The sequence below is a fragment of the Streptomyces griseocarneus genome (assembly GCF_014655595.1).
In the GTDB taxonomy this organism is placed as follows: Bacteria; Actinomycetota; Actinomycetes; order Streptomycetales; family Streptomycetaceae; genus Streptomyces; species Streptomyces griseocarneus.
In genome coordinates this window covers 1-25,757 of sequence record NZ_BNBL01000022.1, presented here as the reverse complement: position 1 = coordinate 25,757, position 25,757 = coordinate 1, and the positions used below count along the sequence as shown (strand labels likewise).

General features: G+C 74.2%; 23 protein-coding genes. 14 read left to right on the top strand and 9 right to left on the bottom strand.

Annotated elements, in window-relative coordinates; genetic code table 11:
• Positions 1–3 precede the first annotated feature (3 nt).
• From IE295_RS32515 to IE295_RS32470, 10 genes are all read left to right on the top strand, one after another.
• Positions 4–1,986: an SDR family oxidoreductase gene (locus IE295_RS32515; protein WP_190067405.1), complete on the top strand. Its 1,983-nt coding sequence runs from the start codon at positions 4–6 to the stop codon at positions 1,984–1,986.
• On the top strand, positions 1,983–2,738 hold the full coding sequence (locus tag IE295_RS32510; protein ID WP_190067404.1) for an SDR family oxidoreductase: 756 nt from the start codon (positions 1,983–1,985) through the stop codon (positions 2,736–2,738). Before IE295_RS32515 ends, IE295_RS32510 begins: the two co-directional genes overlap by 4 nt.
• Positions 2,735–3,577 (top strand): 4'-phosphopantetheinyl transferase family protein, encoded by an 843-nt coding sequence (locus IE295_RS32505; RefSeq protein WP_224323570.1) that lies wholly within the window; start codon positions 2,735–2,737, stop codon positions 3,575–3,577. The genes IE295_RS32510 and IE295_RS32505 overlap by 4 nt, the downstream gene beginning before the upstream one ends.
• The gene (locus IE295_RS32500; protein WP_190067403.1) at positions 3,558–5,093 is read left to right on the top strand and encodes an acyl-CoA carboxylase subunit beta; all 1,536 of its coding nucleotides are present in this window, start codon (positions 3,558–3,560) and stop codon (positions 5,091–5,093) included. The genes IE295_RS32505 and IE295_RS32500 overlap by 20 nt, the downstream gene beginning before the upstream one ends.
• Positions 5,094–5,106: 13 nt before the next feature.
• The gene (locus IE295_RS32495; RefSeq protein ID WP_190067402.1) at positions 5,107–5,331 is read left to right on the top strand and encodes an acyl-CoA carboxylase subunit epsilon; all 225 of its coding nucleotides are present in this window, start codon (positions 5,107–5,109) and stop codon (positions 5,329–5,331) included.
• A complete protein-coding gene (locus tag IE295_RS32490) occupies positions 5,328–6,587 on the top strand; it encodes an MFS transporter (RefSeq protein ID WP_190067401.1) in 1,260 nt (419 codons plus the stop codon). The genes IE295_RS32495 and IE295_RS32490 overlap by 4 nt, the downstream gene beginning before the upstream one ends.
• Positions 6,584–7,228: an antibiotic biosynthesis monooxygenase family protein gene (locus tag IE295_RS32485; protein ID WP_190067400.1), complete on the top strand. Its 645-nt coding sequence runs from the start codon at positions 6,584–6,586 to the stop codon at positions 7,226–7,228. The genes IE295_RS32490 and IE295_RS32485 overlap by 4 nt, the downstream gene beginning before the upstream one ends.
• Positions 7,229–7,303: 75 nt before the next feature.
• Positions 7,304–8,128: an SDR family NAD(P)-dependent oxidoreductase gene (locus IE295_RS32480; RefSeq protein WP_190067399.1), complete on the top strand. Its 825-nt coding sequence runs from the start codon at positions 7,304–7,306 to the stop codon at positions 8,126–8,128.
• Positions 8,129–8,137: 9 nt separating this feature from the next.
• Positions 8,138–8,851 (top strand): SDR family oxidoreductase, encoded by a 714-nt coding sequence (locus IE295_RS32475; protein WP_190067398.1) that lies wholly within the window; start codon positions 8,138–8,140, stop codon positions 8,849–8,851.
• Positions 8,852–9,022: 171 nt separating this feature from the next.
• Positions 9,023–10,483 carry an MFS transporter gene (locus IE295_RS32470; RefSeq protein ID WP_190067397.1) on the top strand — a complete coding sequence of 487 codons (1,461 nt, stop codon included), beginning with the start codon at positions 9,023–9,025 and terminating at the stop codon, positions 10,481–10,483.
• A 42-nt stretch (positions 10,484–10,525) separates the two neighbouring features.
• Here the strand turns inward: IE295_RS32470 and IE295_RS32465 are convergent, their stop codons facing one another.
• Entirely contained in the window at positions 10,526–11,746 is a 1,221-nt protein-coding gene (locus IE295_RS32465; protein WP_190067396.1) for a cytochrome P450, read from the bottom strand.
• A gap of 110 nt (positions 11,747–11,856) precedes the next feature.
• Positions 11,857–12,543, bottom strand: coding sequence for a TetR/AcrR family transcriptional regulator (locus IE295_RS32460; RefSeq protein WP_190067395.1), 687 nt, complete (start codon positions 12,541–12,543; stop codon positions 11,857–11,859).
• A 281-nt stretch (positions 12,544–12,824) separates the two neighbouring features.
• Here IE295_RS32460 and IE295_RS32455 point away from each other — a divergent pair, with 281 nt between their 5' ends.
• Positions 12,825–13,517 (top strand): antibiotic biosynthesis monooxygenase, encoded by a 693-nt coding sequence (locus IE295_RS32455; RefSeq protein WP_190067394.1) that lies wholly within the window; start codon positions 12,825–12,827, stop codon positions 13,515–13,517.
• Between the two features lie 85 nt (positions 13,518–13,602).
• Positions 13,603–14,655: a methyltransferase gene (locus IE295_RS32450; protein ID WP_190067393.1), complete on the top strand. Its 1,053-nt coding sequence runs from the start codon at positions 13,603–13,605 to the stop codon at positions 14,653–14,655.
• Between the two features lie 83 nt (positions 14,656–14,738).
• Here IE295_RS32450 and IE295_RS32445 read toward each other — a convergent pair whose 3' ends face one another.
• Genes IE295_RS32445 through IE295_RS32430 form a run of 4 tightly spaced genes read right to left on the bottom strand, consistent with a single transcriptional unit; the run spans position 14,739 to position 18,743 of the window.
• Positions 14,739–15,548, bottom strand: coding sequence for a TIGR03084 family metal-binding protein (locus IE295_RS32445; RefSeq protein WP_190067392.1), 810 nt, complete (start codon positions 15,546–15,548; stop codon positions 14,739–14,741).
• Positions 15,549–15,595: 47 nt separating this feature from the next.
• The gene (locus tag IE295_RS32440) at positions 15,596–16,588 is read right to left on the bottom strand and encodes a carboxymuconolactone decarboxylase family protein (RefSeq protein WP_263454142.1); all 993 of its coding nucleotides are present in this window, start codon (positions 16,586–16,588) and stop codon (positions 15,596–15,598) included.
• Positions 16,585–18,231 carry an FAD-dependent oxidoreductase gene (locus tag IE295_RS32435; protein ID WP_190067391.1) on the bottom strand — a complete coding sequence of 549 codons (1,647 nt, stop codon included), beginning with the start codon at positions 18,229–18,231 and terminating at the stop codon, positions 16,585–16,587. The genes IE295_RS32440 and IE295_RS32435 overlap by 4 nt, the downstream gene beginning before the upstream one ends.
• On the bottom strand, positions 18,228–18,743 hold the full coding sequence (locus IE295_RS32430) for a DUF5987 family protein (protein ID WP_190067390.1): 516 nt from the start codon (positions 18,741–18,743) through the stop codon (positions 18,228–18,230). The genes IE295_RS32435 and IE295_RS32430 overlap by 4 nt, the downstream gene beginning before the upstream one ends.
• Before the next feature lie 276 nt (positions 18,744–19,019).
• Between IE295_RS32430 and IE295_RS34040 the strand changes: the two genes are divergently transcribed.
• The gene (locus IE295_RS34040; RefSeq protein ID WP_224323571.1) at positions 19,020–19,991 is read left to right on the top strand and encodes a ParB/RepB/Spo0J family partition protein; all 972 of its coding nucleotides are present in this window, start codon (positions 19,020–19,022) and stop codon (positions 19,989–19,991) included.
• 45 nt (positions 19,992–20,036) lie between these two features.
• Positions 20,037–20,804: a helix-turn-helix domain-containing protein gene (locus tag IE295_RS34035; protein ID WP_224323572.1), complete on the top strand. Its 768-nt coding sequence runs from the start codon at positions 20,037–20,039 to the stop codon at positions 20,802–20,804.
• A 57-nt stretch (positions 20,805–20,861) separates the two neighbouring features.
• Here IE295_RS34035 and IE295_RS32420 read toward each other — a convergent pair whose 3' ends face one another.
• The 3 genes from IE295_RS32420 to IE295_RS32410 all read right to left on the bottom strand — a co-directional run.
• Complete coding sequence (locus tag IE295_RS32420) at positions 20,862–22,235, bottom strand: cytochrome P450 (protein WP_190067389.1); 1,374 nt, start codon at positions 22,233–22,235, stop codon at positions 20,862–20,864.
• A complete protein-coding gene (locus IE295_RS32415; RefSeq protein WP_190067388.1) occupies positions 22,232–22,690 on the bottom strand; it encodes an acyl-CoA thioesterase in 459 nt (152 codons plus the stop codon). The genes IE295_RS32420 and IE295_RS32415 overlap by 4 nt, the downstream gene beginning before the upstream one ends.
• Positions 22,687–25,757 (bottom strand): SDR family NAD(P)-dependent oxidoreductase (locus IE295_RS32410; RefSeq protein WP_190067387.1); only part of this gene is annotated, 3,071 nt, incomplete at its 5' end. The genes IE295_RS32415 and IE295_RS32410, both read right to left, overlap by 4 nt.

The following is a 25,757-nucleotide window of genomic DNA, read 5'->3' as shown; positions in this document are numbered from 1 at the left end:
GCCATGACCCACACGGACGTGATCGTCGTCGGTGCCGGCCCCGTCGGGCTGATGCTCGCGGCACGGCTGCGCACCGGCGGCGCCCGGGTGACCGTACTGGAGCGGCTGGCCCGGCCCACGACGGAGTCCCGGGCCTCCGTCCTGCACACCCGCACGATGGAGATCTTCGACGAGTGCGGCGTCCTCGACCGGCTGGGGCCCCTGCGGGCCCTGGGGCCCGGCCACTTCGGGGGCATTCCCCTGGACCTGGCGGCGGCCGGCCCGGACCACCGGTTCGCCGGGCAGTGGGAGTGCCTGCAGTCCCGCCTCGAGCCGGTCCTCGAGGAATGGGCGGCCGGGCTCGGCGCGGACGTCCGGCGGGGGCACACGGTGACCGGTCTGACCCCGCACGCGGACCGGGTCGAGGTCCTCTCGTCCGGGCCGGACGGCGCACGGCACCGCCACACGGCCGCCTACGTCGTGGGCTGCGACGGCGAGCGGAGCACCGTACGCCGGCTGGCGGGCTTCGACTTCGCCGGGCACGCGGCCACCCGGGAGATGCTCCGGGCCGACGTGGCGGGAATCGACGTCCCGGGCCGGCGGCTGCAGCGCTTCGCGCACGGCGTCGCCACGGCCTTCCGCCGCCCCGACGGCACCACGCGCCTGATGATCCACCGCTACGGGGCCGAGCCCGGGGACGTGACCCGCGCGCCGGACTTCGCCGAGGTCGCCGCGGCCTGGGCGGCGGTGACCGGCGAGGACATCGGCGGCGGCACCGCGCTGTGGATCAACCGGTTCGACAACACCAGCCGCCAGGTGACCCGTTACCGGCAGGGGCGGGTCCTCCTCGCGGGCGACGCCGCCCACGCCCAGATGCCGGTCGGCGGCCAGGCCCTCAACCTCGGCCTCCAGGACGCGGCGGACCTGGGCCCCAGGCTCGCCGCGGTCGTCACCGGCACCGGCGGCGAGGACGTGCTCGACGGCTACCACGAGACCCGCCACCCCGTCGGCGCCCGCACCCTGGCCGGCATCCGGGCCCAGGAGCACCTGCTGTTCGGCGGGCCGGAGACCGACGGCATGCGGGAGGTCTTCGGCGACCTGCTGGGGATCGACGCCGTCGCCACGCGTCTCGCCCGCGGCATCAGCGGCCTCGACGGCCCCGTACCGGCCCCGGCGGCGACGCCGCCCGGCGGCCGGCCTCTTCCCACCCCGACCCACAGGAGTTCCGGCATGGCAAGGCTCATCCACAAGACCGCGCTCGTCACCGGTTCCAGCCGCGGCATCGGCCGGGCGATCGCCGTGCGCCTGGCCCGCGAGGGCGCCCTGGTCGCCGTGCACTACGCGACCAACGAGGACGCGGCGCGCGAGACCGTCGCCCTGATCGAGAAGGACGGCGGCCGGGCCTTTCCCGTCCGCGCCGAGCTGGGCACCCCGGGCGACGTGCACGAGCTGTTCACGGGCCTGGACCAGGGCCTGAAGGAGCGTACGGGCGACACCGCGCTGGACATCGTGGTGAACAACGCGGCGGTCACCGGCAACGACGGCATTCAGCCGGAGGACGTCACCCCCGAGGCGCTCGACCGGCAGTGGGCGGTGAACGCCAGGGCGCCGTTCTTCATCGTGCAGCGCGCGCTCGAGCGGATGCCGGACGGCGGCCGCATCATCAACATCACCTCGGGCCTCACCCGTTGCGCGGTGCCCCACCAGGTGGCGTACTCGATGACCAAGGGGGCCATCGAGCAGATCACCCTGCACTTCGCCCGGCACGTCGCCCCCCGCAACATCACCGTCAACAGCGTGGCCCCCGGCATCACGAACAACGGCTCCGCCGTCTTCGACATCCCCGAGGCCGTCGAGCAGATGGCCCGGATGTCGGCCTTCAAGCGGGTCGGCGAGGCCGGGGACGTCGCCGACGTGGTGACCTTCCTCGCCACCGACGAGGCCCGCTGGATCACCGGCTCCTACGTCGACGCCAGCGGCGGCACCCTCCTCGGGGCCGAAGGATGACCGCCCGGACGGCCGTCGTCACCGGCGCCAACAAGGGCATCGGCCGGGCGGTCGCGCGCCGCCTGGCCATGCTGGGCATGACGGTCTACCTGGGGGCCCGCGACGGCCGCCGGGGCAAGGAGGCCGAGACCGAACTGCGGGCCGAGGGGCTGGAAGTGCGGTTCCTGCGGCTCGACGTCACCGACGAGGACTCCGTGGCCCTCGCGGCCCGCCGCGTCGAGGACGAGGCCGGCGGGCTCGACGTCCTGGTCAACAACGCCGGCACCGGCGCCCCGGTGACCCTGCCCAGCGCCACGCCCCTCGCCGACGTCCGCCGGACCTACGAGACCAACGTCTTCGGCGTCATCGCGGTCACCAACGCCTTCCTGCCGCTGCTGCGCCGCTCCCCGGCGGCCCGCATCGTCAACGTCAGCAGCGTGCTGGCATCGCTCACCCACGCCGCGGCCCGGCACGACCCGTCGGGCGTCTTCCCGCCGGGGGTCTTCCCGGCGGTGCTGGACTACAACACCTCCAAGGCCGCCCTGAACGCGATCACCGTGACCTACGCCAACGAGCTGCGGGACACGGGCATCCTGGTCAATGCCTGCTCGCCCGGGTTCGTGGCGACCGACATCAACGACCACCGGGGCCATCTGACACCCGACGAGGGCGCGCGGATCCCCGTGCTGCTGGCGACGCTGGGCGAGGACGGCCCCACGGCCGCCTTCATCGGCGAGGACGGCACCGCGTCGGGGCAGGTGCTGGAGTGGTGACCGCCGGCGCGCCCGTCGCCGGCCGGGCGGCGCGGGCGCTGCGGGACGGGGAGCTCCATCTGTGGGCGCTGCCCGGGCCCTGGCCGGGCGTTCCGCCCCCGGCCGCCGCCGAGCTCGGGGCGGCCGAGCGGGAGCGGGCCGCCGCGTTCGTCCGGCCGGAGGACCGGCTGCGCTACGTGGCGGCGCACGTCGCGCTGCGGCGGGTGCTGGCCGCGTACCTCGGCCTGCCGCCGGGCGAGGTCGGTCTGCGCCGTGCGCCGTGCGTCCGCTGCCGCGGTCCGCACGGCCGCCCGGTCGTGGCCCCGCCGGACGGCGGGACGCACTTCTCGCTGTCGCACACCCGCGACCTCGTCCTCATCGCCGTGGCCGCCTCCCCGGTGGGCGTGGACGCCGAGGCGGCGCCCTCGGCGGAGACCGCCGACCTGTGCCGCGACGCCCTCCACCCGGCCGAGCGGGAGGAGCTGGCCGCCCTGCCGGACGCGGAGCGCGCCGAGGCCTTCGGGCGGCTGTGGACGCGCAAGGAGGCGTACCTCAAGGGCCTGGGCGCGGGCCTGGCCCGCCCCCCGGCCGCCGACTACCTGGGCGAGCGGACGGACGCGGCCGCCCCCGCCCGGCCCGCCGGCTGGACCGTGCGCAACGTGCCGGCCCGGCCCGGCACCGTCGCCGCGGCCGCCCTCGGGACCGCCGGGCGGGCGCCGGGGGAGCTGCCGCTGGTCGCCCACGAGCTGCCGGCGCGGTGCCTGGACGCCGACGGGGCCGCGGCCGTCGGGCTGATCGAGCGGATGTCCGACGAGGGAGGAACGAGGGAGGAAGGGGACCATGCCGGCCGAACTGAGTGAGCTCAAGGAGCTGGCCCGTGGCGGACCGGACCCGGCCGCCACCGAACGACAGCACGCCAAGGGCAAGCTGACCGCCCGGGAGCGCATCGACCTGCTGCTGGACAAGGGGAGCTTCACCGAGATCGAGACGCTGCGGCGGCACCGGGCGACCGGGTTCGGGCTGGAGGCCAAACGCCCGTACACCGACGGTGTGGTCACCGGCTGGGGCACGGTGGACGGCCGGACCGTCTTCGTCTACGCGCACGACTTCCGGATCTTCGGGGGCGCGCTGGGCGAGGCGCACGCCGAGAAGATCCACAAGATCATGGACATGGCCCTCGCGGCGGGCGCCCCCCTCGTCTCGCTCAACGACGGCGCGGGAGCGCGCATCCAGGAGGGCGTCTCCGCCCTCGCCGGGTACGGCGGCATCTTCCGGCGCAACACCCGGGCCTCGGGCGTCATCCCGCAGATCAGCGTGATGCTGGGCCCCTGCGCCGGCGGCGCGGCGTACTCGCCGGCCCTCACGGACTTCGTCTTCGCGGTCCGGGGCACCTCGCAGATGTTCATCACCGGACCGGACGTGGTCCGCACCGTGACGGGCGAGGAGATCACGCAGGACGGACTCGGCGGTGCCGACGTCCACGCCGGCGTCTCGGGCGTGGCCCACTTCGTCTACGACGACGAGGAGACCTGCCTGGCCGAGGTGCGCTACCTGCTCTCCCTGCTCCCCGCCAACAACCGCGAACTGCCGCCCGCCGTCCGCGCCGACGACCCCGCCGACCGCGTCTGCGACGCGCTGCCCGGCCTCGTCCCCGCCGACGCGGGCCGCGCCTACGACATGCGCGCGGTGATCGAGGAACTCGTGGACGACGGCGAGTACATGGAGGTGCACGCCACCTGGGCGCCCAACCTGGTCTGCGCGCTCGCCCGGCTCGACGGACAGGTGGTGGGCGTCGTCGCCAACCAGCCCTCCGCCATGGCCGGCGTGCTCGACATCAAGGCCAGCGAGAAGGGCGCCCGCTTCGTGCAGTTCTGCGACGCGTTCGCGATCCCGCTGCTCACGCTCGTCGACGTGCCCGGCTTCCTGCCCGGCGTCGACCAGGAGCACGAGGGCATCATCCGGCGCGGCGCCAAGCTGCTCTACGCCTACTGCAACGCCACCGTCCCCCGGATCTCCCTCGTGCTGCGCAAGGCGTACGGCGGCGCGTACATCGTGATGGACTCCCGCTCCATCGGCGCGGACATCGCGCTGGCGTGGCCCACCAACGAGATCGCCGTCATGGGCGCCGAGGCCGCGGCCGACGTGGTCTTCCGCCGGGAGATCGCCGCCTCCGCCGACCCGGAGGCCACCCGCCGGGAAAAGATCGCCGAGTACCGGCGGGAGCTGGTGCACCCCTACTACGCCGCCGAGCGCGGCCTGGTCGACGACGTCGTCGATCCGCGCGAGACCCGCGCGGTGCTCATCCGGTCCTTCGCGATGCTGCACGCCAAGGACGCCGACCTGCCGCGCCGCAAGCACGGCAATCCGCCCCAGTGAACGGGAGCCGCAGATGTCCGATCCGGCCACCGAGACCCTGCTGCGGGTGGAGCGGGGCAGCCCCGACGCGCTGGAGCTGGCCGCGCTCACCGCGGTGCTCCGCGCCCGCCTCGCCCACCCCGCCGACGGGCCCGGGCCCGTCCCCGGCCGCCGCCCGCCCGCCCCCTGGCGCCGCCCGGAACGGGTCACCGGCTTCCAGGGGCCCCGCACCTGGCGGGGCAGCGGGGACCGGACATGAGCGCGGCGGCCTCCCCGCCCGCCGCCACCGCCACCGGCGCCGAGCGCTGGGACGCGCGGCGGTGGGCGCTGCTGTTCATCCTCTCGGGGAACATGGTCCTCGACGCGATCGAGGTGTCGGTGGTGCTGGTCGCCCTGCCCTCGATCGGGGCCGACCTCGGCATGCCGGTGCCGACCGTGCAGTGGCTGATGAGCGGCTTCGCGCTCGGCTTCGCCGCGCTGCTCCCCCTGGGGACGTGGATCAACGCCCGCTGGGGGCGGCGCCGCGCCTACCTCGCCGCCATGTTCGTCTTCGCCGCCGCCTCGGTGGCCGGCGGGCTCGCCGATGGCCCGGCCCTGCTGATCGCCACCCGCGTCGTGAAGGGCCTGTGCGCGGCCCTCACCGCGCCCTCCGGCCTCGCCATCATCAGCACGGAGTTCCGGGAGGGAGCACCCCGGCGCAGGGCGGTGTCCGTGTACTCGCTGTTCGGGGCCGCCGGGTTCACGGTGGGCGTGCTGCTGTCCGGGGCGCTGCTCGAGGCGGGCTGGCGCTGGACGTTCCTCTTCCCCGCCCCGGTGGCCCTGGCGCTGATGCTCTTCGGGCTGGGCCTGCTGCCGCGCGACCGGACTGCGGCCGCGTCCCCGGCCGGGCCCCGGCCCGGGCTGCTGCGCGACGGCGGGCTGCGGCGTTCGGCGCTGGGCGCGGCCTCGCTCAACGGCACCTACGCCGGGCTGCTGCTGCTGATCACCTTCCAGGCCCAGGAGCGGCTCGGCTGGTCGCCGTGGACGTGCGCGCTGGCGCTGCTGCCCGCGTGCGTCCCCCTGGCGGTGACCGTTCCCTTCGCCGGCCGCCTCGTCGCGCGGTTCGGCACCGCCCGGCTGATCGCCCTGGGGGCGCTCACGCCGTTCCTCGGCTGCGCGCTGTACCTGTGGCGGCCGCAGGGGCAGCCGTACGCCACCGGCATGCTGCCGGCCCTGCTGCTGGTGGAGGCGGGGTTCGTCCTGGCCTTCGCGGCGCTCAACATGCAGTCCATCGCGACGATCCCGGCGGCCGACCGGGCCCATGCCGTGCCGCTCTACCAGACCGCGGTCCAGCTCGGCGGCGTCCTGACGCTGCCGGCGGTCGCGGCGCTGATGGCGGCGTACGACGGCTACCGGCCGGCCCTGCTGCTGCTCACCGCGGTCTCGGCCGTGGGCCTGCTGACGGCCGTCGCGGGCCTGCGCCGGCCGGCCGCGCCCCCGCGCACCCTCACCCTCACGCCCAGGAGACAGCCATGACCTCACCGGCCACCGCCGCGCTGCCGGACATCCGCCGCCCCGACGCCGGAGTCGTGTTCGTCAGCCACTGGTACGTACCCGGCCGCGAGAGCGGCACCGCCGCGCTCCGGGAACTCGCCGGCCAGTGGAGCACCGCCGCCTGGCCCCCGGGAATTCTCTCCTTCAGCTGTTTCCTCAGCGACGACGACGACACCGTGCTCACCTACACCCAGTGCCGTGACGCGGCGGCGTACGGGGACTTCGTGCGTTCGCTCACCGGGCCGGCCCGGGCGGGGGCCGTGGAATACCGGCTGCACCGAAGTGTCGTGACCGCGGCGGGGCACCGGGAGGCCGGCTGCGTGGTGATCGCCGCATTCGACGTCGACGGCGCCGAACGACAGGAGCACGTCATCGGTTCGCTCGTCGAGACGCTGGAGTCGATGCCCCTCGCACAGCATCCCGGAATGATTTCCGCCAATTTCCACGCCAGCGTGGACGGCACCCGTGTCCTCAATTACGCCGAGTGGACGTCGGACGCCGCGCACGACGTATTCCTGGACGGCGCGAGCCGGGCGTCGACCCTGCGTGCGAGCAATGACATTCCCGGTGTCCGGCCCGTCGGATTCAAGCGCTACCGCCTGCACAGCAGCGTGGTACGTTGACGCGCAGTCCGCCCAACTCCGCTTTCCTGCAGGAGAGTTGGGCGTCATTCGCTGCCGTTCAGGGAGGCTTTCCGGATGCGTACCATCGTGATTCAAGGCGGCACCGACGGGATGGGCAGGGCGCTGGCCCTCGACTATCTGCGGCGCGGTGAGCAGGTCGTGATCGTCGGCCGCAACGCGGAGAAGGGACAGGCATTACTGGAGACCGCCCGCGAAACGGGTGCGGGTGACCGTGCGGCGTTCCTCCGGGCCGATCTCAGCCTCGTCGCCGAGAACGAGCGGATCCTCGGGGAAATCAAGGACCGCTTTCCGGTGGTGGACGCGCTCGTGCTGTGCGCCCGGCACTACAGCAGCATCCGCCGGGAGACCTCGGAGGGTTTCGAGCGCACCTTCGCGCTCTTCTACCTGAGCCGTTTCCTGCTGAGCCACGGACTGGTGGGAGAGCTGGAGAAGGCCGAACATCCCGTCATCGTGAACGTGGCCGGCCCCGGCACCCCGATGGGGCGGGTCCACTGGGACGACTTCAACCTCGCCCGCGACTACGACCCCCTCGAGGCGCTGAACCAGGGCGGCAAGACCAACGACCTGCTCGGCGTCTCCTTCGCCGAGCGGCACGCGGCCGGCCGCATCCGGTACGTGCTGATCAACCCGGGCAGCGTGTCGACCAGCTTCTCGGGCGACTACGACCCCGCGACGGCGGCCCAGATCGAGATGATGAAGAAGTTCGGCAAGCCCGTCGAGCAGGGCATCGTGCCGATCGCCGCCCTCGTCGACTCCCCGCCGGCGGAGAGCCTGACGGCGTTCATGGAGGCGGAGCCGCTCAGCCTTCGCCACCGGTCCTTCGACCGGGACGACGCGGCGCGGCTGCACGCGGCCACCGAGAAGATGCTCGCGCGCTGACGGGACGACATGACCACCACACTGATCACCGGTGCGAACCGGGGGCTCGGCCTGGAGACGGCCCGGCGCCTGGTCGCGGCGGGCCACACCGTCTACCTCGGCGCCCGGGACGAGCGGCGGGGCCGGGAGGCGGCCGAGCGCCTGGGCGACGCGGCGCGCCCGCTGCGGATCGACGTCACCAGCGACGACTCCGTGAAGGCGGCCGCGGACCGGGTCGCCGAGGAGGCCGGCCGGCTGGACGTCCTGGTCAACAACGCCGGCATCGCCGGCCCGTACGGGGAGGCAGGCGACCTCACGGCCGACGACCTGCGGGCCGTGTACGACACCAACGTCCTGGGAGCCGTACGGGTCCTGAACGCCTTCCTGCCGCTGTTGCGGGCGGCCCGGGCGCCGGTCGTCGTCAACGTCAGCAGCGGACTGGGGTCGCTGGGCATGAACGCCGACCCCGAGGGCCACACGGACCTGCTGCCCGTCTACGTGCCGGCACTGGCCTACAACTCCTCCAAGGCCGCGCTGAACATGCTCACCCTCCTGTACGCCCGGGCCTGCCCAGGAATACGGGTCAACGCCGTCGATCCCGGCTACACCGCCACCGATCTCAACGGTCACAGCGGTCTCCAGAGCGTCGAGGAGGGGGCCGAGGTCATCGTCCGCATGGCCATGACCGGCCCCGACGGGCCCACCGGCGGGTTCTTCGGCAACCACGGGCCGCTCCCGTGGTGAGGCCGTCGTCGTTGGGTCCGTCGACGTCACGCCCGTCAACGTCGCGTCCGTAACAGGGGCTTGGGCATCCTGCGGCCTCCCGGCAGCCTTGCGGGTTACCAACTCGGTCACTAAATTGAACTGACGAGTTCAGATATCTGCCAGTGTACCGAGCCGAGTTGGAGACCTGCTGTGAGCGTCGAACCGGCCTCTCCCGCCGTGTCCGCAGAAGCCCAAGCCCCGCCGGCGTCCGCAGCGCCCTACCCACGACGGTGGGCGGCGGCGGCCGTGCTGACGGTGGCCTTCCTGATGGACCTGCTGGACGTCACGATCGTCAACGTCGCGTTACCCACCATCCAGCGGGAGTTGGACGCGAGTCCGACCCAGCTGGAGTGGATCTCCGCCTCCTACCTGCTGGCCTTCGCCGTCGCCCTGATCACCACGGCCCGGCTGGGGGACATCGCCGGCCGCAAGAAGGTCTTCCTCATCGCCGTGGCCTTCTTCGGCCTGGCGAGCCTGTGGTGCAGCTTCGCGGACAGCCCGAACGAGCTGATCCTGGCCCGCGCCGTGCAGGGCCTGGCCGCCGCCGGCATCGCCCCGCAGGTCATGAGCACCCTGCAGAGCACCTTCCAGGGGCGCGAACTCGGCACCGTCTTCGGACTGTTCGGCATCGTCGCCGGCATGGCGCAGGCGCTGGGCCTGGTGGTCGGCGGCGTGCTGATCGCCGCGGACGTCGGCGGCCTCGGCTGGCGGACGCTGTTCCTGGTCAACGTGCCCGTCGCGGCCCTGGTCATCGCCTTCGGGATCTGGCTCGTGCCCGAGACGAAGGCGCCCGGCGGCACCCGGCCCAACGTACTGTCCGCCGCGGTGCTCACCGTGGGCCTGGTCGCCGTCGTCTTCCCGCTGATGGAGGGCCGCCAGTACGGCTGGCCCGTCTGGTGCTGGCTCTCGCTGGCCGGCGGAGTGCTCGCCCTCGTGGCGCTGGCCGTGGCGGAGGAACGCGGGGGCGGGCGGCGCAGCGCACCCCTGCTGCCGGCCGGGCTGTTCCGCAACCGCTCGTTCAGCGCGGGACTGGCCGTCCTGCTGCTCGGCTTCGCCGGCTACAACGGCTTCCTGCTCGTCTTCACCCTCTGGCTGCAGGACGGCCAGGGCTACACCCCGCTGCACGCCGGCCTGGTCACGGTGTCCTTCTGCGTGGGGAGCCTGTTCACCGCCGTGGTCGCCGGGCGCCTGACCGACCGGTTCGGCCGGGGCGTGGTCACGGCCGGCTGCCTGCTCTTCGCCGTGGGCACGCTCGGCGTCCTCCTCGCCGCGCGAGAGGCGACGGACACGGTGTCGACCTGGGCGCTCGTGCCCGGCCTGGTGGTGCTCGGCGCCGCGCTCAACCTGATCATTCCGCCGCTGGTGACCCTGTTCACCGCCTCCGTGCCGCCCCAGCACGTGGGGACGGCCTCCGGCATCTGGAGCACGACCCAGCAGTTCGGCGGCTCCCTGGGCGTGGCCGTGATGGGTTCGGTGTTCTTCTCGGTGCTGGACGGCGGCTACCGCTCGGCCTTCACGGTGATCGCCGCGGCCACCGCCGTGACCCTGGTCGTCTGCGCCGCCCTCACCCTCACCCTCGCCCCCCGGGAGCGGGCGGGCGGCGAGGGGTAGGCGCCGGTCCGCCGGACGGGCCCCGGCCCGTCCGGCGAGCGTCTACCAGGTCACCGGCAGCGCCTCGACCCCGCGCATCATCCGGTTCGCCTTCCACGTCACCTCGTCGGCCGGTACGGCCAGCCGCAGCGAGGGCAGGCGCCTCACCAGCGTGCCGAGGGCCACCTGGAGCTCCAGCCTGGCCAGCTGGGCGCCGAGGCAGTGGTGGGCGCCGTGGCCGAAGGTCAGGTGCTGGTTCCGCTGCCGGGAGAGCACCAGGTCGTCCGGCCGGTCGAAGACGCTCGCGTCCCGGTTGGCCGAGGCGTTGGGGACCACGACGGTGTCGCCCGCCCGGACGGTCCGGCCGCCGAGCTCGACGTCCTCGAGGGCGACCCGGGGGAATCCCAGCCCGCCGACGCTCGCCTCCAGCGGCGTGTACCGCAGCAGCTCCTCGACGGCCGTGGGGATCAGCGCCGGGTCGGCGGCCAGGGCCTGCCAGCGCTCGGGCCGGCTCAGCAGGACGTAGAGGAAGTTGCCCAGCTCGTTGGCGGTGGTCTCCTGGCCGGCGATGAGCAGGTTGACGCCGAAGACGACCAGCTCGAGCTCGGTGAGCTTGTCCCCCTCGTCACGGGCGACGACCAGCTGACCCATCAGGTCGTCGGTGGGCCGGGCGCGGCGCTGTGCGACGAGGCCGGAGATGTACGCGAACAGGGCCTCGTCCGCCTCCTTGATCGTCTGCGGATCGTCGGCGGACAGGGCCACCGACCGGTCGATCCAGTCCCGGAACAGGCCGTGGTCCTCCGCCGGGATGCCGAGGATCTCGCAGATCACCGTCAGGGGCAGCGGCCAGGCCACGGCGGACACCACGTCCGCCGGGCTCCCGGCCCCGGTCATCCGGTCCACCATGCCATCGACGATCTCCTGCACGCGCGGCCGCATCGCGCTCACCCGGCGGTGGGTGAACGCCTTGGTCACCAGCCGTCGCAGCCGGCTGTGCTCCGGCGGGTCCAGGCTCAGGAGCGAGGCGTTCTGCTGATCGGGCAGCGGGGTGCTGCGGGGGATGTCCCGGCCCGCCGCGGCGGCGCGGGAGAACCGGGGGTCGGCCAGGACGGTCCTGGCGTCCTCGTGACGGGTGACCATCCACGCGTCACCGCCGTAGGGCATCGTCACGCGCGCCAGGGGTTCCGTCCGCCGTAACTCATCGTATTTCGGGTCCATGTCCAGCCGCTCGGTGGAGAATTCCGCGGCGTGGAACGGGCAGGCGGGGGTGTTCGGGGCGGTCATGCGCACGCCTCCTCGCAATCGGGGCCGTAATCCGTTGCGAGGCTAGGGGAGCCGGAGAAGGGGCTTCAATCGCTCGTTTCACAAGAACGCGTGAAGCCGATAACTGGGCGTCAAATTTCCTGCGCGACAGCGGATCGGGAGCCCTCGGCGGAGAACGCGAGCAGGAAAGTCGCGACGGCCGCCCCGGCCACCTGCCGCAGTTCCGTCTCCTTCATCCGCCGGGTGCCCAGCCGGGAACGGATGTCGACGGGGCCCGTGAGCAGGGCGAGGAATTGTTCGGCGGCCGCGGCCGGGTCGGCCGGCCGCAGCCGGCCGGTGAGGGCGAGGCGGGCGAAGCGGTCGGCCAGCGCCTCGGCGAGACGGTTGGTCCCGTTGCCGAGGACGATGTCGAGGAGGTCGGGGAACTGGGTGACCTCGGCGTACAGCAGCCGCCGCAGCGCCCAGGACTGGTCGTTGGAGTAGCACTGGAGCAGCCGCAGACCCAGCTCCTCGAGGGGGCCGCGCAGATCGCCGTCGGCGTCCCGCAGCCGCTCGATCGCGGCGAGGTTGCGCGCCATGGCACCCTCGGCCGCGGTGGTCATGGCGTGCCGGAACAGGTTTTCCTTGCTGTCCAGGTGGTTGTAGACCGTGGGTTTGGCGACGCCCGCCTCGGCCGCGATCTCGTTCACGCAGGCCTGGGAGTAGCCCTTGCGGGAGAAGACGGTGAACGCGGCGTCCAGGATCGCGTGCCGCTTGTCGATGCGTCCTCGTGAGGCGCTTTCCCTGGGCGTGATGGAGGTTCTCGCTCGGGTCGTCACGCGCGCATCTTACCCCGGAGGATGCTGAATTGTACGGTCCGGTAGACGTGCCGGACCGGTACGGCCCCGGCCGGCCCGGCCGGCCCCGCTCCGGCCGTCCGGCAATGCCTCTTCACCAGCACATGTGACGCCCTTGACCGCGAATTGACATCGGCCGGGACGGTCCGACAACAGCTGACAAGAATTCACCGACTTCTGGATCAAGGGCCGTTGGAACTTCCGCCGGCGGGTTCGAAGATGGTGGAGCACTTTCGCCCGGGTCAATGTCTTGAGGAGCGAGGATGTCCCTTCCCCCCGGTCCGCGACCGGTCTTCGAACGCCCCGATGTGGCTTCGGTGCTCGTTCACATCGTGCCCGTGGACGGCCCGGAGCGGCAACGGGCCGTGGCCGATGCCGTCGTCGCGCACTGGCGTTCGCGCCGGTGGCCCGAGGGGCTCGTCTCCCTCAACTGCTACACGAGCACCGACGGCCGTTCCGTGCTGACGTACGCGCAGTGGTCCTCCGAGGAGGCCCTGCGGGATTCCCTGCGGGACGAGGAGAGCGTCTCGCGCGGCAAGCCCGGCTGGGGGGTCCCCGGAGTCGTCGCGCCCGAGCCCGCCGAGTTCCGGCTCTACCGCGCGGTCCGGCCCACGGCCCTGCCGGACCCGGAGGTCGTCGCCGAGTGCTTCCCGGGGGCGGTCTTCACGATGGCGGACGGCGTCTCGGCCCGGAAGTGGATCGACACCCTGCTGGCCTCGGAGGAGGAGGCCGAAGGGGAGGACCGGGCCTACCCCGGGGCCATCGCCGCCAACTTCCATGTGGGCGCCGACGACTCCAGCGTGCTCGTCCTGTCCGAGTGGGTCTCCGAGGAGGAGGCCGTCGCCCACATCGGCGACGTGATCGAGCCGCTGCTCGCGCAGGCCGGCGGCGGCGACGCCGGGGCCCGCTACAGCCACTACTCGAGCCTGGCCGGCCTGGCCGGCCCGGCCGCCTGAGGCCCGCCGTACCCCCGCCGTACCCCCCCCCGTACCCCCAGTCCCCCAGCTCACGGTACGAGTCGTCCGAGGAGGCGCTCCGCACATGAACTCCCGATCCAGCCGGTCCGACCGGCCCGACCAGACCGCCGAAGGCGCCGGTGCCGGCCAGGTCATGGACATCCTGTTCGGCCACTGGCGGACCGAGCTCCTGCTGACCGCGGTGGAGTCCGACCTCTTCACCCACCTGTCGGGCGCGCCCGCCACCGCCGAGGAACTGGCCGCGCGCCTGGGGTACCGCCTGCCCGGGGCGGAGTCGTTCTTCGTGGGGCTCGTGGGCCTGGGGCTGCTGGAGACGGAGGACGGCCGGTTCGTCAACGCGCCCGCCGCCGAGCAGCACCTGGTGCGCGGCCGCCCCGGCTACATGGGCGGCTATCTGCAGTTCTGCCGGCGGGAGCTGAACCCGTCCTGGGACGGCCTGGGCACCGCGCTGCGCACCGGGCTGCCCCAGAACCGGGCCGCGCGCGAGGGCAACCCCTACCACTCGCTGTACGAGGACAAGTCGGCCACCGACCTCTTCCTCGACAGCATGGACATGTTCAACTCGGGCATCGCCTCGCACCTCGCGGACCTCGACTGGAGCCGCTACACGTCGTTCGTCGACGTGGGCGGCGCCCGCGGCAACATCGCCCACGAGCTCGCCTCCCGGCACCCGCACCTGACCGGCGAGGTCTTCGACCTGCCGCCGCTGGAGTCGTCCTTCACCGAGCACATGGCCGCCCTGGGCGGCGCCGGCCGGGTCTCCTTCCACGGCGGTGACTTCTTCGCCGACCCGCTGCCCGAGGCCGATGTGCTGATCTTCGGCCACGTCCTGCACAACTGGGGCCCGGAGGACCGGCTCAGGCTGCTGCGCAGCGCCTACGCGGCCGTGCGGCCGGGCGGTGCGGTGATCGTCTACGACCCCATGGTCGGCGACGCCGTGCCCTCGCTGTACGCCACGCTGGCGAGCCTGAGCATGCTCGTGTGGTCCAACGGCGGGCGCGAGTACTCCGTCGACGAGTGCCACGCCTGGCTGAAGGAGACCGGGTTCCGCCCCGAGACGGTCGCGCTCCCGGACGGGGTGAACGAGGTCCTGGTCGTCGCGCACAAGGACCGCTGACCGTCCGCCGCACTGCCCCGTTACCCCCGTACCCCCCGTGCCCCGGCCGGGCCGTGGATGCCACGGCCCGGCCGGAGGCGTCTTCAGGACGCGTGGTCCGTGTCGGCGAACTGCCCCGGCTTCCGTCCCGCGCCGGCCGGGCCGCGGTAGCACTGGGCGATGGACAGCCACCGGGCCGCCTCCTCGCCCGTGGCGGCAAGGGCGAGGTCGTCGGGATGCCGGCGCCGGGTCGCCAGCAGGCACAGGTCAAGGGCGGGGCCGCTGATCCGCTGCCCCGCGTCCGCCGGGCCGAACTCCCACCGGGTGCCGGACGGCGCGGTCAGCTCGAAGCGGAAGGGCTCCTCCGGCGGCGTCAGGCCCCGTGAGAGGTAGCCGAAGTCCCGGGTGAGCACCACGAATCCGGCGAGGTGGCGGAGCCGGTCGGTGGGTTCGGGGCGGACGCCGGCCGTGTCGGCGATGTCCTGGCCGTGCGCGAACACCTCCATGATCCCGGCGCACGCCAGCACGGCCGGCGGGAGCGGGTTGACCAGCCACGGCACCAGCTGCCCGGCGGGCACCGCCGCCAGGGCCGCGACCGACGCCTCGGCCGAGGTCCGCCAGCGGGCCAGCACCTGCTCGCGGGTCAGGGCGCGGTACGGCTGGAGGGCCGCGTTCACCGCGCCGTCGAAGTCGCGTGCCGCGCCGGCGGCCATCTTCTTGAAGGCCTCCGGGTCGCCCGCCGCCGTGCCGGCCGCGTCGAAGATGAAGGTCAGGTGGGCGATCTGGTCGGCCACGGACCAGCCCGGCGCGGGGGTCTGCGCCCGCCACTGCTCGTCGTCGAGGCCGGCCACCAGCCGGTCGAGGTCGTCGACGGCGGCGGTCAGGTCCTTCAGTACGTCCTGGACGGAGTCCATGCGTGCGATCCCTTCGGGAGAGGTTCGGGAAGAGGACGGGGAACCGTTCATCGGAGGGCGAGCCGGGCGCCGGCCCGCCGGGCCGCCGTGAACGCGGCCCACGAGGTGAGTTCGATCAGCGGCCGGTCGCCGGGGCGGCCGGCCCGGAAGGCGGCGACGGCGTCCGGGCCCGCCCGGTACGAGGCCAGCGCGGTCAGCAGGGCCAGCCGGCCCGCCGGGCGCAGCGTCGGCGGCAGGTCGTCCGCCGCGGCCTCGGGCCGGTCCGCCCCGGGCCCGGGCGGCGGCCCGTCGGCCAGGGCGGCCAGCCGGTCGTGGACCAGGCGGCGTACGGGCTCCGGCACCGAGCGCTCGCCGGCGGCGTCGGCGGCCGCGGCGGCCCGTGCGAAGGCCCCCGCGACGGCTGGCCGTCCCGCCGCCCAGGCCAGGTCGGGCGGCAGGGGTGCCGCGGGCAGCAGCCCCAGCGAGTCGCCGGGCGCCGGGGTGCCGGGGCGGGTGACGCGGCTGACCGCCCGCAGCATCCCGCCGCGCAGGGCGGCGGGGGCGAGCGGCGGTACGGGCGAGTCGCCCAGGAAGAGGTTGACCATGCGGTTGAGGTAGTGGAACGTGACCGCCACGCCGATGACCTCCGGCGCGTCCTCGTCCGGGAACGGGCGCGGCCCGCCGCGCCGGGCCCAGGCCGCGAGGCGCCCGGCGGCGTCGTCCGGCGGCAGTGTGCGCACCTGCGCCCGGTGCACGTCGACGCAGTAGGGGCAGGAGTTCTCCCGCGAGACGCCGGTGGCGAGAGCCTCCTTGGCCGCGCGGCTCACCCGCCCGTCGGCGAGGAGGGTCTCGCGGAGCATCAGCCAGCAGGCGGCGAGGGACTCCGGCGCGGGGGAGTGCAGTGCCAGGGGCGGCGCGAGCAGCCCGAACTCCCGCTCGGAGGCGGCGTACACGGTGGCCACCAGGCCCTCGGCGGCGCCCGGCGGCACCGCCCGTACGTGCCGGATCTGCGCCAGCGAGCCCCGCAGCGCCGTGCGGACGAGCGTCCTCACCGCGGTCATCGCGCGGAGACCACGGGCAGCACGCCGCGCCGGCCGGCCGTCGAGCCGTCGGGCGCCGGGGCACCGTAGGCGACCTTGACGCCCCGCTCCCGGGCGGCGCGCACGATGCCCGGCACGGCGCGCTCGGCGAGCGCGGCGATGGTCATGGCGGGGTTGACCGTCAGGGCGCCGGGCACGGCCGAGCCGTCGGTGACGAAGATCCCGGGGTGGCCGCGCAGTTCGTGGCGGTCGTCGAGGGCCGAGGTGGCGGGGTCGTCGCCGATGCGGCAGGAGGCGAGCGGGTGGACGGTGTAGGCGCCGACGACGTCGTTGGTCCACGGCAGGACGGTGGCCAGCCCGTCCTTCTCCAGGATCTCCTTCACCTCGGCGTCCGAGCTCGCCCAGCCGCGCAGGGTGTTCTCGGTGGGCACGTAGCGCAGCGAGCCGCGGCCGAGCATCTGCTGCGAGATGCGGTGGGCGTTGCCGGTGGCCGGGGGCGGGCCGAAGACGCCCTCGTTGTCGTCCTCGCTCATCGTGAAGATCGTCAGCCAGGAGCGCCAGCGCTCGAGCATCCTGCGCTTCTCGGGGCCGAACCACACGGGCCCGTCCGCCCCTGCCGTCTGGGCGAGGATGGTGCCGAGGCCGGGCGGGAAGTAGAGCTGCTCGAGGGAGTAGCGGGAGAACTCCGGCAGCGAGCCGTCGAGGCGGTCCCAGCTGGCGGCCGTCGGGCCCCTGCCGATGTGGTTGGCCTCGTACGCCGTGCCGTCCGGGCGGGCGAGGCCGAGGACCTCGGCGACCTTGGCCTCGTCGAGGACGGCGGTGTTCAGGCGTTCGCCGTTGCCGGAGAAGTACCGGCCGACCGCGCGGGGCATCGGGCCGAGGGCGGCCTCGCTGCGCTGCAGGATGACGGGGGTGGCTCCGGCCCCGGCCGCCAGTACGACGAGCTTGGCGTCGATGGTGCCGCTCTCGCCGTGGACGCGGTAGTCCTCCGCGTCGATGAGCGTGTAGTGGGCGCGGAAGCCGCCGTCGTCGGTCCTCGTCAGGTGCTGCACCTCGTGCAGAGGCCGGATCGTGGCGCCGTGCGCGAGGGCGGCGGGCAGGTAGTTGAAGAGCAGGGACCGCTTGGCGTCGAAGCGGCAACCGGCCATCATCCAGTTGCAGTTGACGCACTTGTCGCCGTCGATCGCCACGGGCAGCGGGTTGGCGGTGCGGCCGGCGTGGTGGCAGGCGGCCGCCCACAGGCCGCCCGCGTAGGTGACGTCGTCCCAGTCCTGGCGGGTGACGGGCATGGCCTCGGCGACCCGGTCGTACCAGGGCTCGAGGGTGTCGCGGCTGATCGCCGCCGGCCACATGCGCCGGCCGATGCTGCCCTGCCGGTCGAAGACGAACCGGGGGGCGCGGGGCATCGCCGCGAAGTAGACGACGCTGCCGCCGCCGACGCAGTTGCCGCCCAGCACGCTCATGCCGTCGCCGACGACGAAGTCGAAGGCGCGGGTGTAGGAGGAGCCGAGCTTGTAGTCCTGCTCGAAGTCCGCGCCCTCCAGCCACGGTCCGCGCTCGAGGACGGTGACCGAGGCGCCGCCCGCGGCGAGGTGGTAGGCGGCGATCGCGCCGCCGAAGCCGCTGCCGACGACGAGGACGTCGGTGCGTTCGGTGCTGCTCATGCCGGACTCCCTGAGGGTGTCGTGTCGGGGTGCAGGCGCGCCAGCGGCCGGCCGTAGGAGTGGTCGGGGTAGCGCCACAGGCCGTCGGGGTCCGGCCGGCGCATGCCCATGGCGGTCAGGCCCGGGTGGCCGGCGGCGATCGCGTCGGCGGTGTGCAGGTGGGCGGCCGAGTCGAAGGCCATGTTGCAGAACAGCGCGAGCAGCACCCAGAATTCGCGCTCGGGGTGCCCGGGCCCGGTCAGCCGCCGGACGAGGGCCGCGCGGTCGCCGGGTGCGAGCGCCTCGAAGGCCGGTGACGCGCCGTCGGACGGCAGGGCGTGCTCGCCGGCGTAGGACCGGGCGTGCTCGTTGAGCAGCCGTGCGAGTTCGTCCAGGTCCCGGGAGATGCCGGTGGCGTCCCAGCGCAGGAGCTCCAGGGCGCCGGCCGCGGCCGCGCCGTCGACGATGGTGTCCGCGTACGCCTCCAGCGTCCGCGCCGTGTACTGATCGTCCGGTATGGTCCGGTCACTCAACTCTGCCTCCACTGCGTGGATATGGCTTTCGGTGTGCCGGTAATACGCTGGAGAACGTGGGTCCGCCCAAGCTACCGGCGGGTTCGGAAGGAATCGTTCCGAATTCCCTCGCTGCAAACCCTCTTGAAATTCTTGCCAAAAACCGGCCAGCCGGTAGGCTCTGACCGATCAAGGCCGGGCCGCCGTCGTGTGCGCCTGCTCGGCCCGCTCCACCGTGAAGTACGGCCCGCTCGAGGAACCGATCATGCGAGGCAAGAGCGAACCACGGGGGACAGTATGGAAAGAGCCGACATCAGCGTGCGCTACGCCTATTCGGTGCGAATCGACGACCTCCTTCCCGCGGATTCACCGCGGCTGAACGGACTGGACGAGGAGCACGCGCACCAGCTGGCGGAGAAGGAATCCGAATTACCGCCGATCCTGGTCCACCGGCCCACCATGCGGGTCGTCGACGGAATGCACCGGATACGGGCCGCCCGGCTGAACGGCCGCACGGAGATCACGGCCACGTTCTTCGACGGTTCCGACGCGGAGGCGTTCCTCCGCTCGGTCGTGGCCAACATCTCGCACGGGCTGCCCCTGTCGATGGCCGACCGCAAGGCCGCCGCGGGCCGGATCCTGGCCTCCCACCCCCTCCTCTCCGACCGCGCCGTCGCCGCCTACACGGGCCTGGCCGCCCGGTCGGTCGGAGCCGTCCGGCGGCGTTCAGCCGCGGAATCCCTGCGGCTGAACGTCCGCATCGGCACCGACGGCAAGCCCCACCCGCTCAACCGCGCCGCCGGGCGGATCCGGGCCTCGGAGGTCATCGCCGAGCGCCCCGACCTGCCCCTTCGCGAGGTCGCCAGGGTCGCCGGGATCTCCGTGGGCACCGCGCACGACGTCCGCGCCCGGCTGCGGCGCGGGGAGGCGCCCGTTCCCGCGACGCGCACCGCGGCCCACGGCGGCGGGCGCGCGGGGACGACCGCGCGGACGGATCCGCACGAACACGGCGGCACACCCGACAACCCACGAGATCCCCATTTCACGCTGCGCAGGCTCGCCGGCGACCCCTCGCTGCGGCAGAGCGAGTCGGGCCGCGAACTGCTGCGCTGGCTGCACACTCAGGTCGTCATGAGCGACGACTGGAAAAGGCGGATGGACGCCGTTCCGCCGCACTGCGCGGACGCCGTGGCCGAACTGGCCCGGCAGTGCTCGGACACCTGGCGGCACATCGCCCGGGAAATGCTCCGCCGCACGTCCGCCGAATGACCGCCGACGCACCGTGATGCATCATCATCGAATCAGGGAGGGGTCATGCTGAATTCCACCGAGTTGGCCGTCAAAAGGGTCATCGATGACATGCACGCCAACCTCGGCCAAGAGCTCACCATCGACGACATGGCCCGTACGGCGATGTTCAGCAAGTTCCACTTCACCCGGATCTTCCGGGACACCACCGGGGTCTCACCGGGGCGCTTCCTTTCCGCGCTCAGGCTCCAGGAGGCCAAGCGCCTTCTCGTCGGTACGTCGATGAGCATCGCCGACATCAGCAGCGAGGTCGGCTACAGCAGCGTCGGGACGTTCAGTTCACGTTTCAAGATATGTGTGGGCGTCGCTCCCTCCGCGTATCGCGAACTCGGCGGATTCACCTCGGAAATCCGCACCGACGACAGTCACTGGACGGGCGGCCGGCAGCAGTCGCTGCGCGGCGAGGTCCTCCTCCCGCCCGCCCGGTCGCCGGGTTTCGTCTTCATCGGCCTCTTCCCCGGCTGCGTGCCCCAGGGCCAGCCCGTGCGCTGCGCGGTGCTCGACGGGCCCGGTGCGTACGAGCTGCCGGACGTGCCCGTGGGCACCTGGCACGTGCTGGTGCACTCCGTCCCCTACGGCTACGAGGGCGTGCCCTCGGGCCTCGGCGACGACGTGACCCCGTCCGTGGGGGCCTTCGGCCCCCTCACGGTCCTTCCCGACACCGTCCTCGCCCCCGCCGACATCTGGCTGCGCGGCGTGCGGACGCTGGACCCGCCGGTGCTGCTGGCGCTGCTGGACCTGCGGATGGCGGCGCTCGAGGCGGTCGCCGGCTGAGGGGCGGGGGCCGTGCGGGCGGCCGCGGCGCGCGGGGGCTTCCGCCCGGAGCCCCGCTCATGCCGCGGCCCGGACCGTCATCGGCAGCCCGCCCCGCACCCGCAGGGAGAGCATGGGCTCGGGGATCACCCGGTGGCCCGGCGGCGTGCTCAGGGTGAGCTCCCGCACGACCGCGGCCGTCACGAAGACGGCCTCCATCATGCCGAGGTTGCTGCCCACGCAGAAGCGGGGGCCGGCACCGAACGGAAGGTAGGCGTAGCGCGGCCGGTCGCCCCCACTGCCCGGGCCGAAGCGGTCCGGGTCGAAGCGCTCGGGCGCGTCCCAGAAGGCCGGATGCCGGTGGAGGGTGTACGGGCAGATCAGGACGTCCGAGCCGGGCGGCACCGCCCAGCCGCCCACGTCGTCCGCGCCCTGGGCCCTGCGGGGCAGGATCCACACCGGCGGGTACAGCCGCATCGCCTCCTGGACGACCGTCGTGGTGTACGTCAGCCGCTGCAGGTCCTCGAAGCGGGGCCCGCGGTCGCCGAGGACCGCCACCGCCTCCTCGCGCACCCTGTCCCGTGCCTCCGGGTGCCGGTCGAGCAGGTGGAAGGTCCAGCCCAGCGTGCTCGCGGTCGTCTCGTGCCCGGCGAGCAGCAGGGTGACCAGCTCGTCGTGGAGCCGCTGCCGGCCCGCGCCGGCCGCGTCGGACCGGGTCGAGGCGATCAGCCGGGACAGCGCGTCGTCGCCGTCGGCACCGCCGCCGGGGCGGCCCGTGCGCTCGGCCACCAGGCGGTCGACCACCTCCCGCAGCCGCCTGCGGGCGTGCCGGAAGCGCAGCTGGTGGGGGAGCGGCACCCACATCGGCACCAGGCCCTGGGAGACCATCTCGAACATCGCCTGGTCCTGCACGGCCTCGAAGTCGTGCGCCACCGAGGCGTGGGCCGTGAGGTCGGCGTCCAGCAGCGTGTGCCCGAGCACGCCGAGCGTCAGCCCGGTCAGCTCCCGCACCACGTCGACGGGGCCGCCGCCCTCGTGCGCGCGCAGCCGCGCCACCAGCTTCGCCGCCTCCTCGGCGACGACGCCGGCCTGTTCGACGATGCGCTTGTGCTGGAAGACCGGCTGGATGGTCCGGCGCTGGGCCCGCCAGCGCTCGCCGTCGCTGGTGAGCAGGCCGTCGCCCAGGGCGCGCCGGGCCTCCACCAGGCCGATGCCCTTGTGGTAGTTGGCGCTGTTGTCGGCGAGCACGTGCTTGGCGTGCTCGGGGTGGTTGAAGACGTAGAGCGTCTTGGGGCCCATGGCCACCCGCACCGCGTCGCCGAGTTCCGCAGCGTCCCGCATGAGGGCGAGCCGGTCCGTGGCGAGCTTCTTCAGCAGCCCCGGCAGCGCCCTGCGCGGCGGTCCCGGCGGCGTGCGGCCCGCGCCCCGCCGCCCGGCGCCGTGCCGCGTCATGCCGGCCTCCCCGCGAGCGCCGCGCCCCCGGCGGCGTACGGCTCGAGGGCCCGGGCCAGGGCCTCGGGCACCAGGGCCGGGGCGGTGGCGGTGTTGGGCCCGCGCATGCAGGCCACGCGCTGGCGGCCGCGGGCGACGAGCGCCTGGTCGCCGTCCGGGCCCAGCCGTACGTAGTCGAAGGTGAACTCCAGCTGGGTCTGGGCGAGTTCGGCGAGCCGCATCCGTACGGAGAGCTCGTCGAAGGCGGTGATCTCGGCGAAGAACTCGCAGTCCACCTTGAGCGTGAACAGCTTGAGGTCCTCCCGCAGTTCGGCGAGGACGCCCGGTGCCCGTTCCTTGAGGAACATCTCCCGGCAGCGGCCCTGCCAGCGCAGGTAGTGCACGTAGTAGACGTTGCCGACGAGGTTGGTCTCCTCGAGGCCCACCGTGTGCCGGTACTCGAACCAGTCCGTCATCCGCGCGCCGCTCCTTCGGTGAGGAATGCCAGGACGACTGGCCGCGTCTCGCCGCGCAGCGCGGTGGTGAACGTCGCGACGCGCAGGGCGCCCGAGGCGAGCACCGCCCAGCGGTCGCCGCGCGGCGGGTCGGGGGTGAGCGGGGCGTCCGCCATGACCCCGGCCTTCTTCAGGCACTCCAGGGCGGTCCACACGCGCGTGGCGGCGCTGTCGTACGACTCGCCCGACTGCCCGGCGAGCAGCGCGGCCAGCGGCGCGTGGGCGCCCAGGAGGGCGTCCCAGTCGTCCGCCGGGCGGGCGGTCACGGTCTCGGCGTCGCAGGCCACCGTCGCGTCCGCGACGACGCACAGGGTGATCCCGGCGCCGTGGGAGGCCGAGACCACGCCGCCGCCGTCGATCTCGGGGCGGCCGTCGGGGCGGTGGCGCACCTCGGCCGGGCGGCCCAGGGCCCGCCGCACCGCCAGCGCGGTACGGGCCCGGCGGTCGGTCCCGTCGCCGTGCGGTTCGACGGCGACGGCCATGCGCGTGCCCAGGACGTCCTCCACCGCGCGCTCCAGGTACGGGCCCAGCAGCGGGGCCGCCCACGGCCCGCCGCCGTCGCCCCGGCGCACGGCCCGCAGCCGCAGCCCCTCCCAGCGCTCGACGACCTCGCCGCGGCCGTCGCGCACCGCGATGTCGTAGACGTAGGTGTCGCCGTCGCGTTCGCGTTCGGTGGCGCGAAGGCGCAGCGGGCCCTCGGGGGCCGCGCCGCCGCCGAGGGGGTACACCCGCTCGACGCCGGATGGCAGCAGCGTCGCGTCCGGCACGCACACCTGGTTGCCGTGCATCAGCGCGTCCCGCATGCCGGGGTCGCCCAGCAGCAGCCGGTCCGGCAGGAAGCCGGCGAACCAGCCGGCCGGGCCGGCCGTGGCCACGTCGGCGTCGACCTGCCGGGCGGCGGCCCGGTGGAAGCGGCGCAGCCGCTGGAAGCGCGGGCCCTGGAACAGCACGCTGCCGTAGAGGTCGGCCGCCGGGTCCAGCGGCACGGGCGGCGCGTCGTCCCCGGGCAGGGGCGGCCCGTCGGGGACGGCGGCCCCGGAGAAGACCAGGCGGGCCCGGAAGTGCTCCGCGGCGAAGCCGGTCTCCTCGCTGTGCACGGCGACGTCGACGGTCTCGGGGCCGGTGACGGTCGCGGCGACGCGGATCGTCGTGCTGCCCGTGGGGGGCACCACGACGGGCCGCGGGAACTCCGCCCGCTCGATCACCGGCACGGCCGTCCAGCCGGTGGCGGCGGTGGCCACCTGGGTCATGGCCTCCATCCCCAGCACGGCCGGGAAGAGCAGGTCGCCGTCGAGGAGGTGGTCGGCCAGGTAGGGGTCGGTGCCGGCGTTCAGTTCGACCTCGGTCACCAGCTCCACGCCGTGGTAGCGCACGAGCGGCTTGCCCGCGAAGCGCAGCAGCGGCAGCGGCGGAAGGGCGTGCCGCAGGGTCGCGACGCCCTCGGTGCGCCCGCTGACGACCACCGCGGTGGGGGCGTCCGGGTCGGCGAGCAGCCGCCGCAGGACGGCCACCCCCTGGTCGGGGGAGAGGGGCGTGACGCCCTCGCGGGAGAGGGACTCCACGACCGACAGCCGCTCGCCCATCCCCACCCCGGACCACACCGACCACTCCAGGCACAGTGCCCGGCAGTGCGGGTGCCGCCGCGCCACCTCTTCGGTGAGGTCGGTCAGCCACTCGTTGGCGGTGGCGTAATGGGCCTCGCCGCGCAGCCCGGAGCGGCCGATGACGCTGCCGAAGGCGACCAGCAGCCGCAGCCGCCGGGGGTCGAGCGCGTCCAGCAGGTGGCGCAGCCCGTCGACCTTGGGCGCGAACGTCCGCCGGAACGCCGCCATGTCCAGCCCGGTCAGGGCGGCGGGCTCGTTGCGGCCCGCGCCGTGGAGCACGGCGGTGACCGGGCCCAGCGCCCGCGTCAGCTCCTCGACGGCGGCGCGCGTGCGCCGCGGGTCGGTGATGTCGGCACGCGCGTAGCGCACGGTGACGCCGCTGCCGGCCATCCGCTCGAGGTTCGCCGCCAGCTCCGGGTCCGTCGCGGGGTCGGAGCGGCCCAGGACGGCCAGCCGGGCGCCGGTGTCCGTGGCGAGGGCCAGCGCGCACTCCGCCGAGATCCCCTTGCCGCCGCCGGTCACCAGCAGCACGTCGCTCTCGTCCAGCGGCTGTTCGGGGCGGGCGGGTGCCACGGGCAGCGCGCGCAGGACGGGCACCCGGCGGGTGCCGTCGGCGTCGTAGTGCGCCTCGGAGAACCGCGTGGTCGCCGTGGTCTCGGCCACCACCCACCCGACCGCCTCGGGCACCTCGGGCACCCGCACCACGGTGGTGCGCAGGCGCGGCGCCTCCAGGTGCAGCGTCTTGGCGAGCCCGGCCGCGCCGCGCCCGTGCTGGACGAGGACGAACCGGCCGCAGGCCTCGTCCGCCAGTGCGGCCCGCGCGGCCTCCAGCGCCGGCTCCAGCTGCTCCTCGGAGCAGTCGGGGGGCAGCCACACCAGGACGCCGGCCCCGGCCCCCGCGCTCTCCAGTGCGGCGCGCAGCGGCTCGGCGAACGGCGTGCCGCCGGGTGTGAACAGCCGCCACGGCCCGTCGGGCCCGGGCCGTCCCCGCTCGGGCAGGGGGAGTTCGTCGAGGCCGGGCTCGAAGGCGCGGGCCCAGGGCGCGGCGCCCGCGACGACGGGCGCGGCGGCGGCGTCGCCGTCCGCGTCGGTGGCGGCCAGGGTGTCCAGGGCCTCGGCGAGTTCGCCGACGGTCGCGGTGGCGAAGTTGGTGGGCACCTGGGCCGGCGGCACGCCCAGCCGGCGCGCGGCGCGGTTGACGAGCTGTCCGACCGTGATCGAGCTCAGGTGCAGGTCGTCCAGGAGCCTGCTGTCGTCGCCGACGAGCTCCAGGGGCAGTTCGGCGCGTTCGGAGACGAGGCGGCGCAGCAGGGCGGCGGCGCGCTCGCCGTCCGCCACGTCGTCCGCCGCCTCGCCGGGGGCGGCGGGCGGCGCGGTCTCCGGGCCGGCGGCCGCGTCCCGGCCGGCCGCCGGGCGCGGCGACG

What these genes read in the sequence shown, in the direction of transcription:
- IE295_RS34040 (WP_224323571.1), top strand. Translation starts at nt 19,020, where the DNA reads ATGGAAAGAGCCGACATCAGCGTGCGCTACGCCTATTCGGTGCGAATC.
- IE295_RS32515 (WP_190067405.1), top strand. Translation starts at nt 4, where the DNA reads ATGACCCACACGGACGTGATCGTCGTCGGTGCCGGCCCCGTCGGGCTG.
- IE295_RS32480 (WP_190067399.1), top strand. Translation starts at nt 7,304, where the DNA reads ATGCGTACCATCGTGATTCAAGGCGGCACCGACGGGATGGGCAGGGCG.
- IE295_RS32495 (WP_190067402.1), top strand. Translation starts at nt 5,107, where the DNA reads ATGTCCGATCCGGCCACCGAGACCCTGCTGCGGGTGGAGCGGGGCAGC.
- IE295_RS32485 (WP_190067400.1), top strand. Translation starts at nt 6,584, where the DNA reads ATGACCTCACCGGCCACCGCCGCGCTGCCGGACATCCGCCGCCCCGAC.
- IE295_RS32465 (WP_190067396.1), bottom strand. Translation starts at nt 11,746, where the DNA reads ATGACCGCCCCGAACACCCCCGCCTGCCCGTTCCACGCCGCGGAATTC.
- IE295_RS32420 (WP_190067389.1), bottom strand. Translation starts at nt 22,235, where the DNA reads ATGACGCGGCACGGCGCCGGGCGGCGGGGCGCGGGCCGCACGCCGCCG.
- IE295_RS32455 (WP_190067394.1), top strand. Translation starts at nt 12,825, where the DNA reads ATGTCCCTTCCCCCCGGTCCGCGACCGGTCTTCGAACGCCCCGATGTG.
- IE295_RS32435 (WP_190067391.1), bottom strand. Translation starts at nt 18,231, where the DNA reads ATGAGCAGCACCGAACGCACCGACGTCCTCGTCGTCGGCAGCGGCTTC.
- IE295_RS32415 (WP_190067388.1), bottom strand. Translation starts at nt 22,690, where the DNA reads ATGACGGACTGGTTCGAGTACCGGCACACGGTGGGCCTCGAGGAGACC.
- IE295_RS32510 (WP_190067404.1), top strand. Translation starts at nt 1,983, where the DNA reads ATGACCGCCCGGACGGCCGTCGTCACCGGCGCCAACAAGGGCATCGGC.
- IE295_RS32440 (WP_263454142.1), bottom strand. Translation starts at nt 16,588, where the DNA reads ATGACCGCGGTGAGGACGCTCGTCCGCACGGCGCTGCGGGGCTCGCTG.
- IE295_RS34035 (WP_224323572.1), top strand. Translation starts at nt 20,037, where the DNA reads ATGCTGAATTCCACCGAGTTGGCCGTCAAAAGGGTCATCGATGACATG.
- IE295_RS32445 (WP_190067392.1), bottom strand. Translation starts at nt 15,548, where the DNA reads ATGGACTCCGTCCAGGACGTACTGAAGGACCTGACCGCCGCCGTCGAC.
- IE295_RS32490 (WP_190067401.1), top strand. Translation starts at nt 5,328, where the DNA reads ATGAGCGCGGCGGCCTCCCCGCCCGCCGCCACCGCCACCGGCGCCGAG.
- IE295_RS32500 (WP_190067403.1), top strand. Translation starts at nt 3,558, where the DNA reads ATGCCGGCCGAACTGAGTGAGCTCAAGGAGCTGGCCCGTGGCGGACCG.
- IE295_RS32450 (WP_190067393.1), top strand. Translation starts at nt 13,603, where the DNA reads ATGAACTCCCGATCCAGCCGGTCCGACCGGCCCGACCAGACCGCCGAA.
- IE295_RS32475 (WP_190067398.1), top strand. Translation starts at nt 8,138, where the DNA reads ATGACCACCACACTGATCACCGGTGCGAACCGGGGGCTCGGCCTGGAG.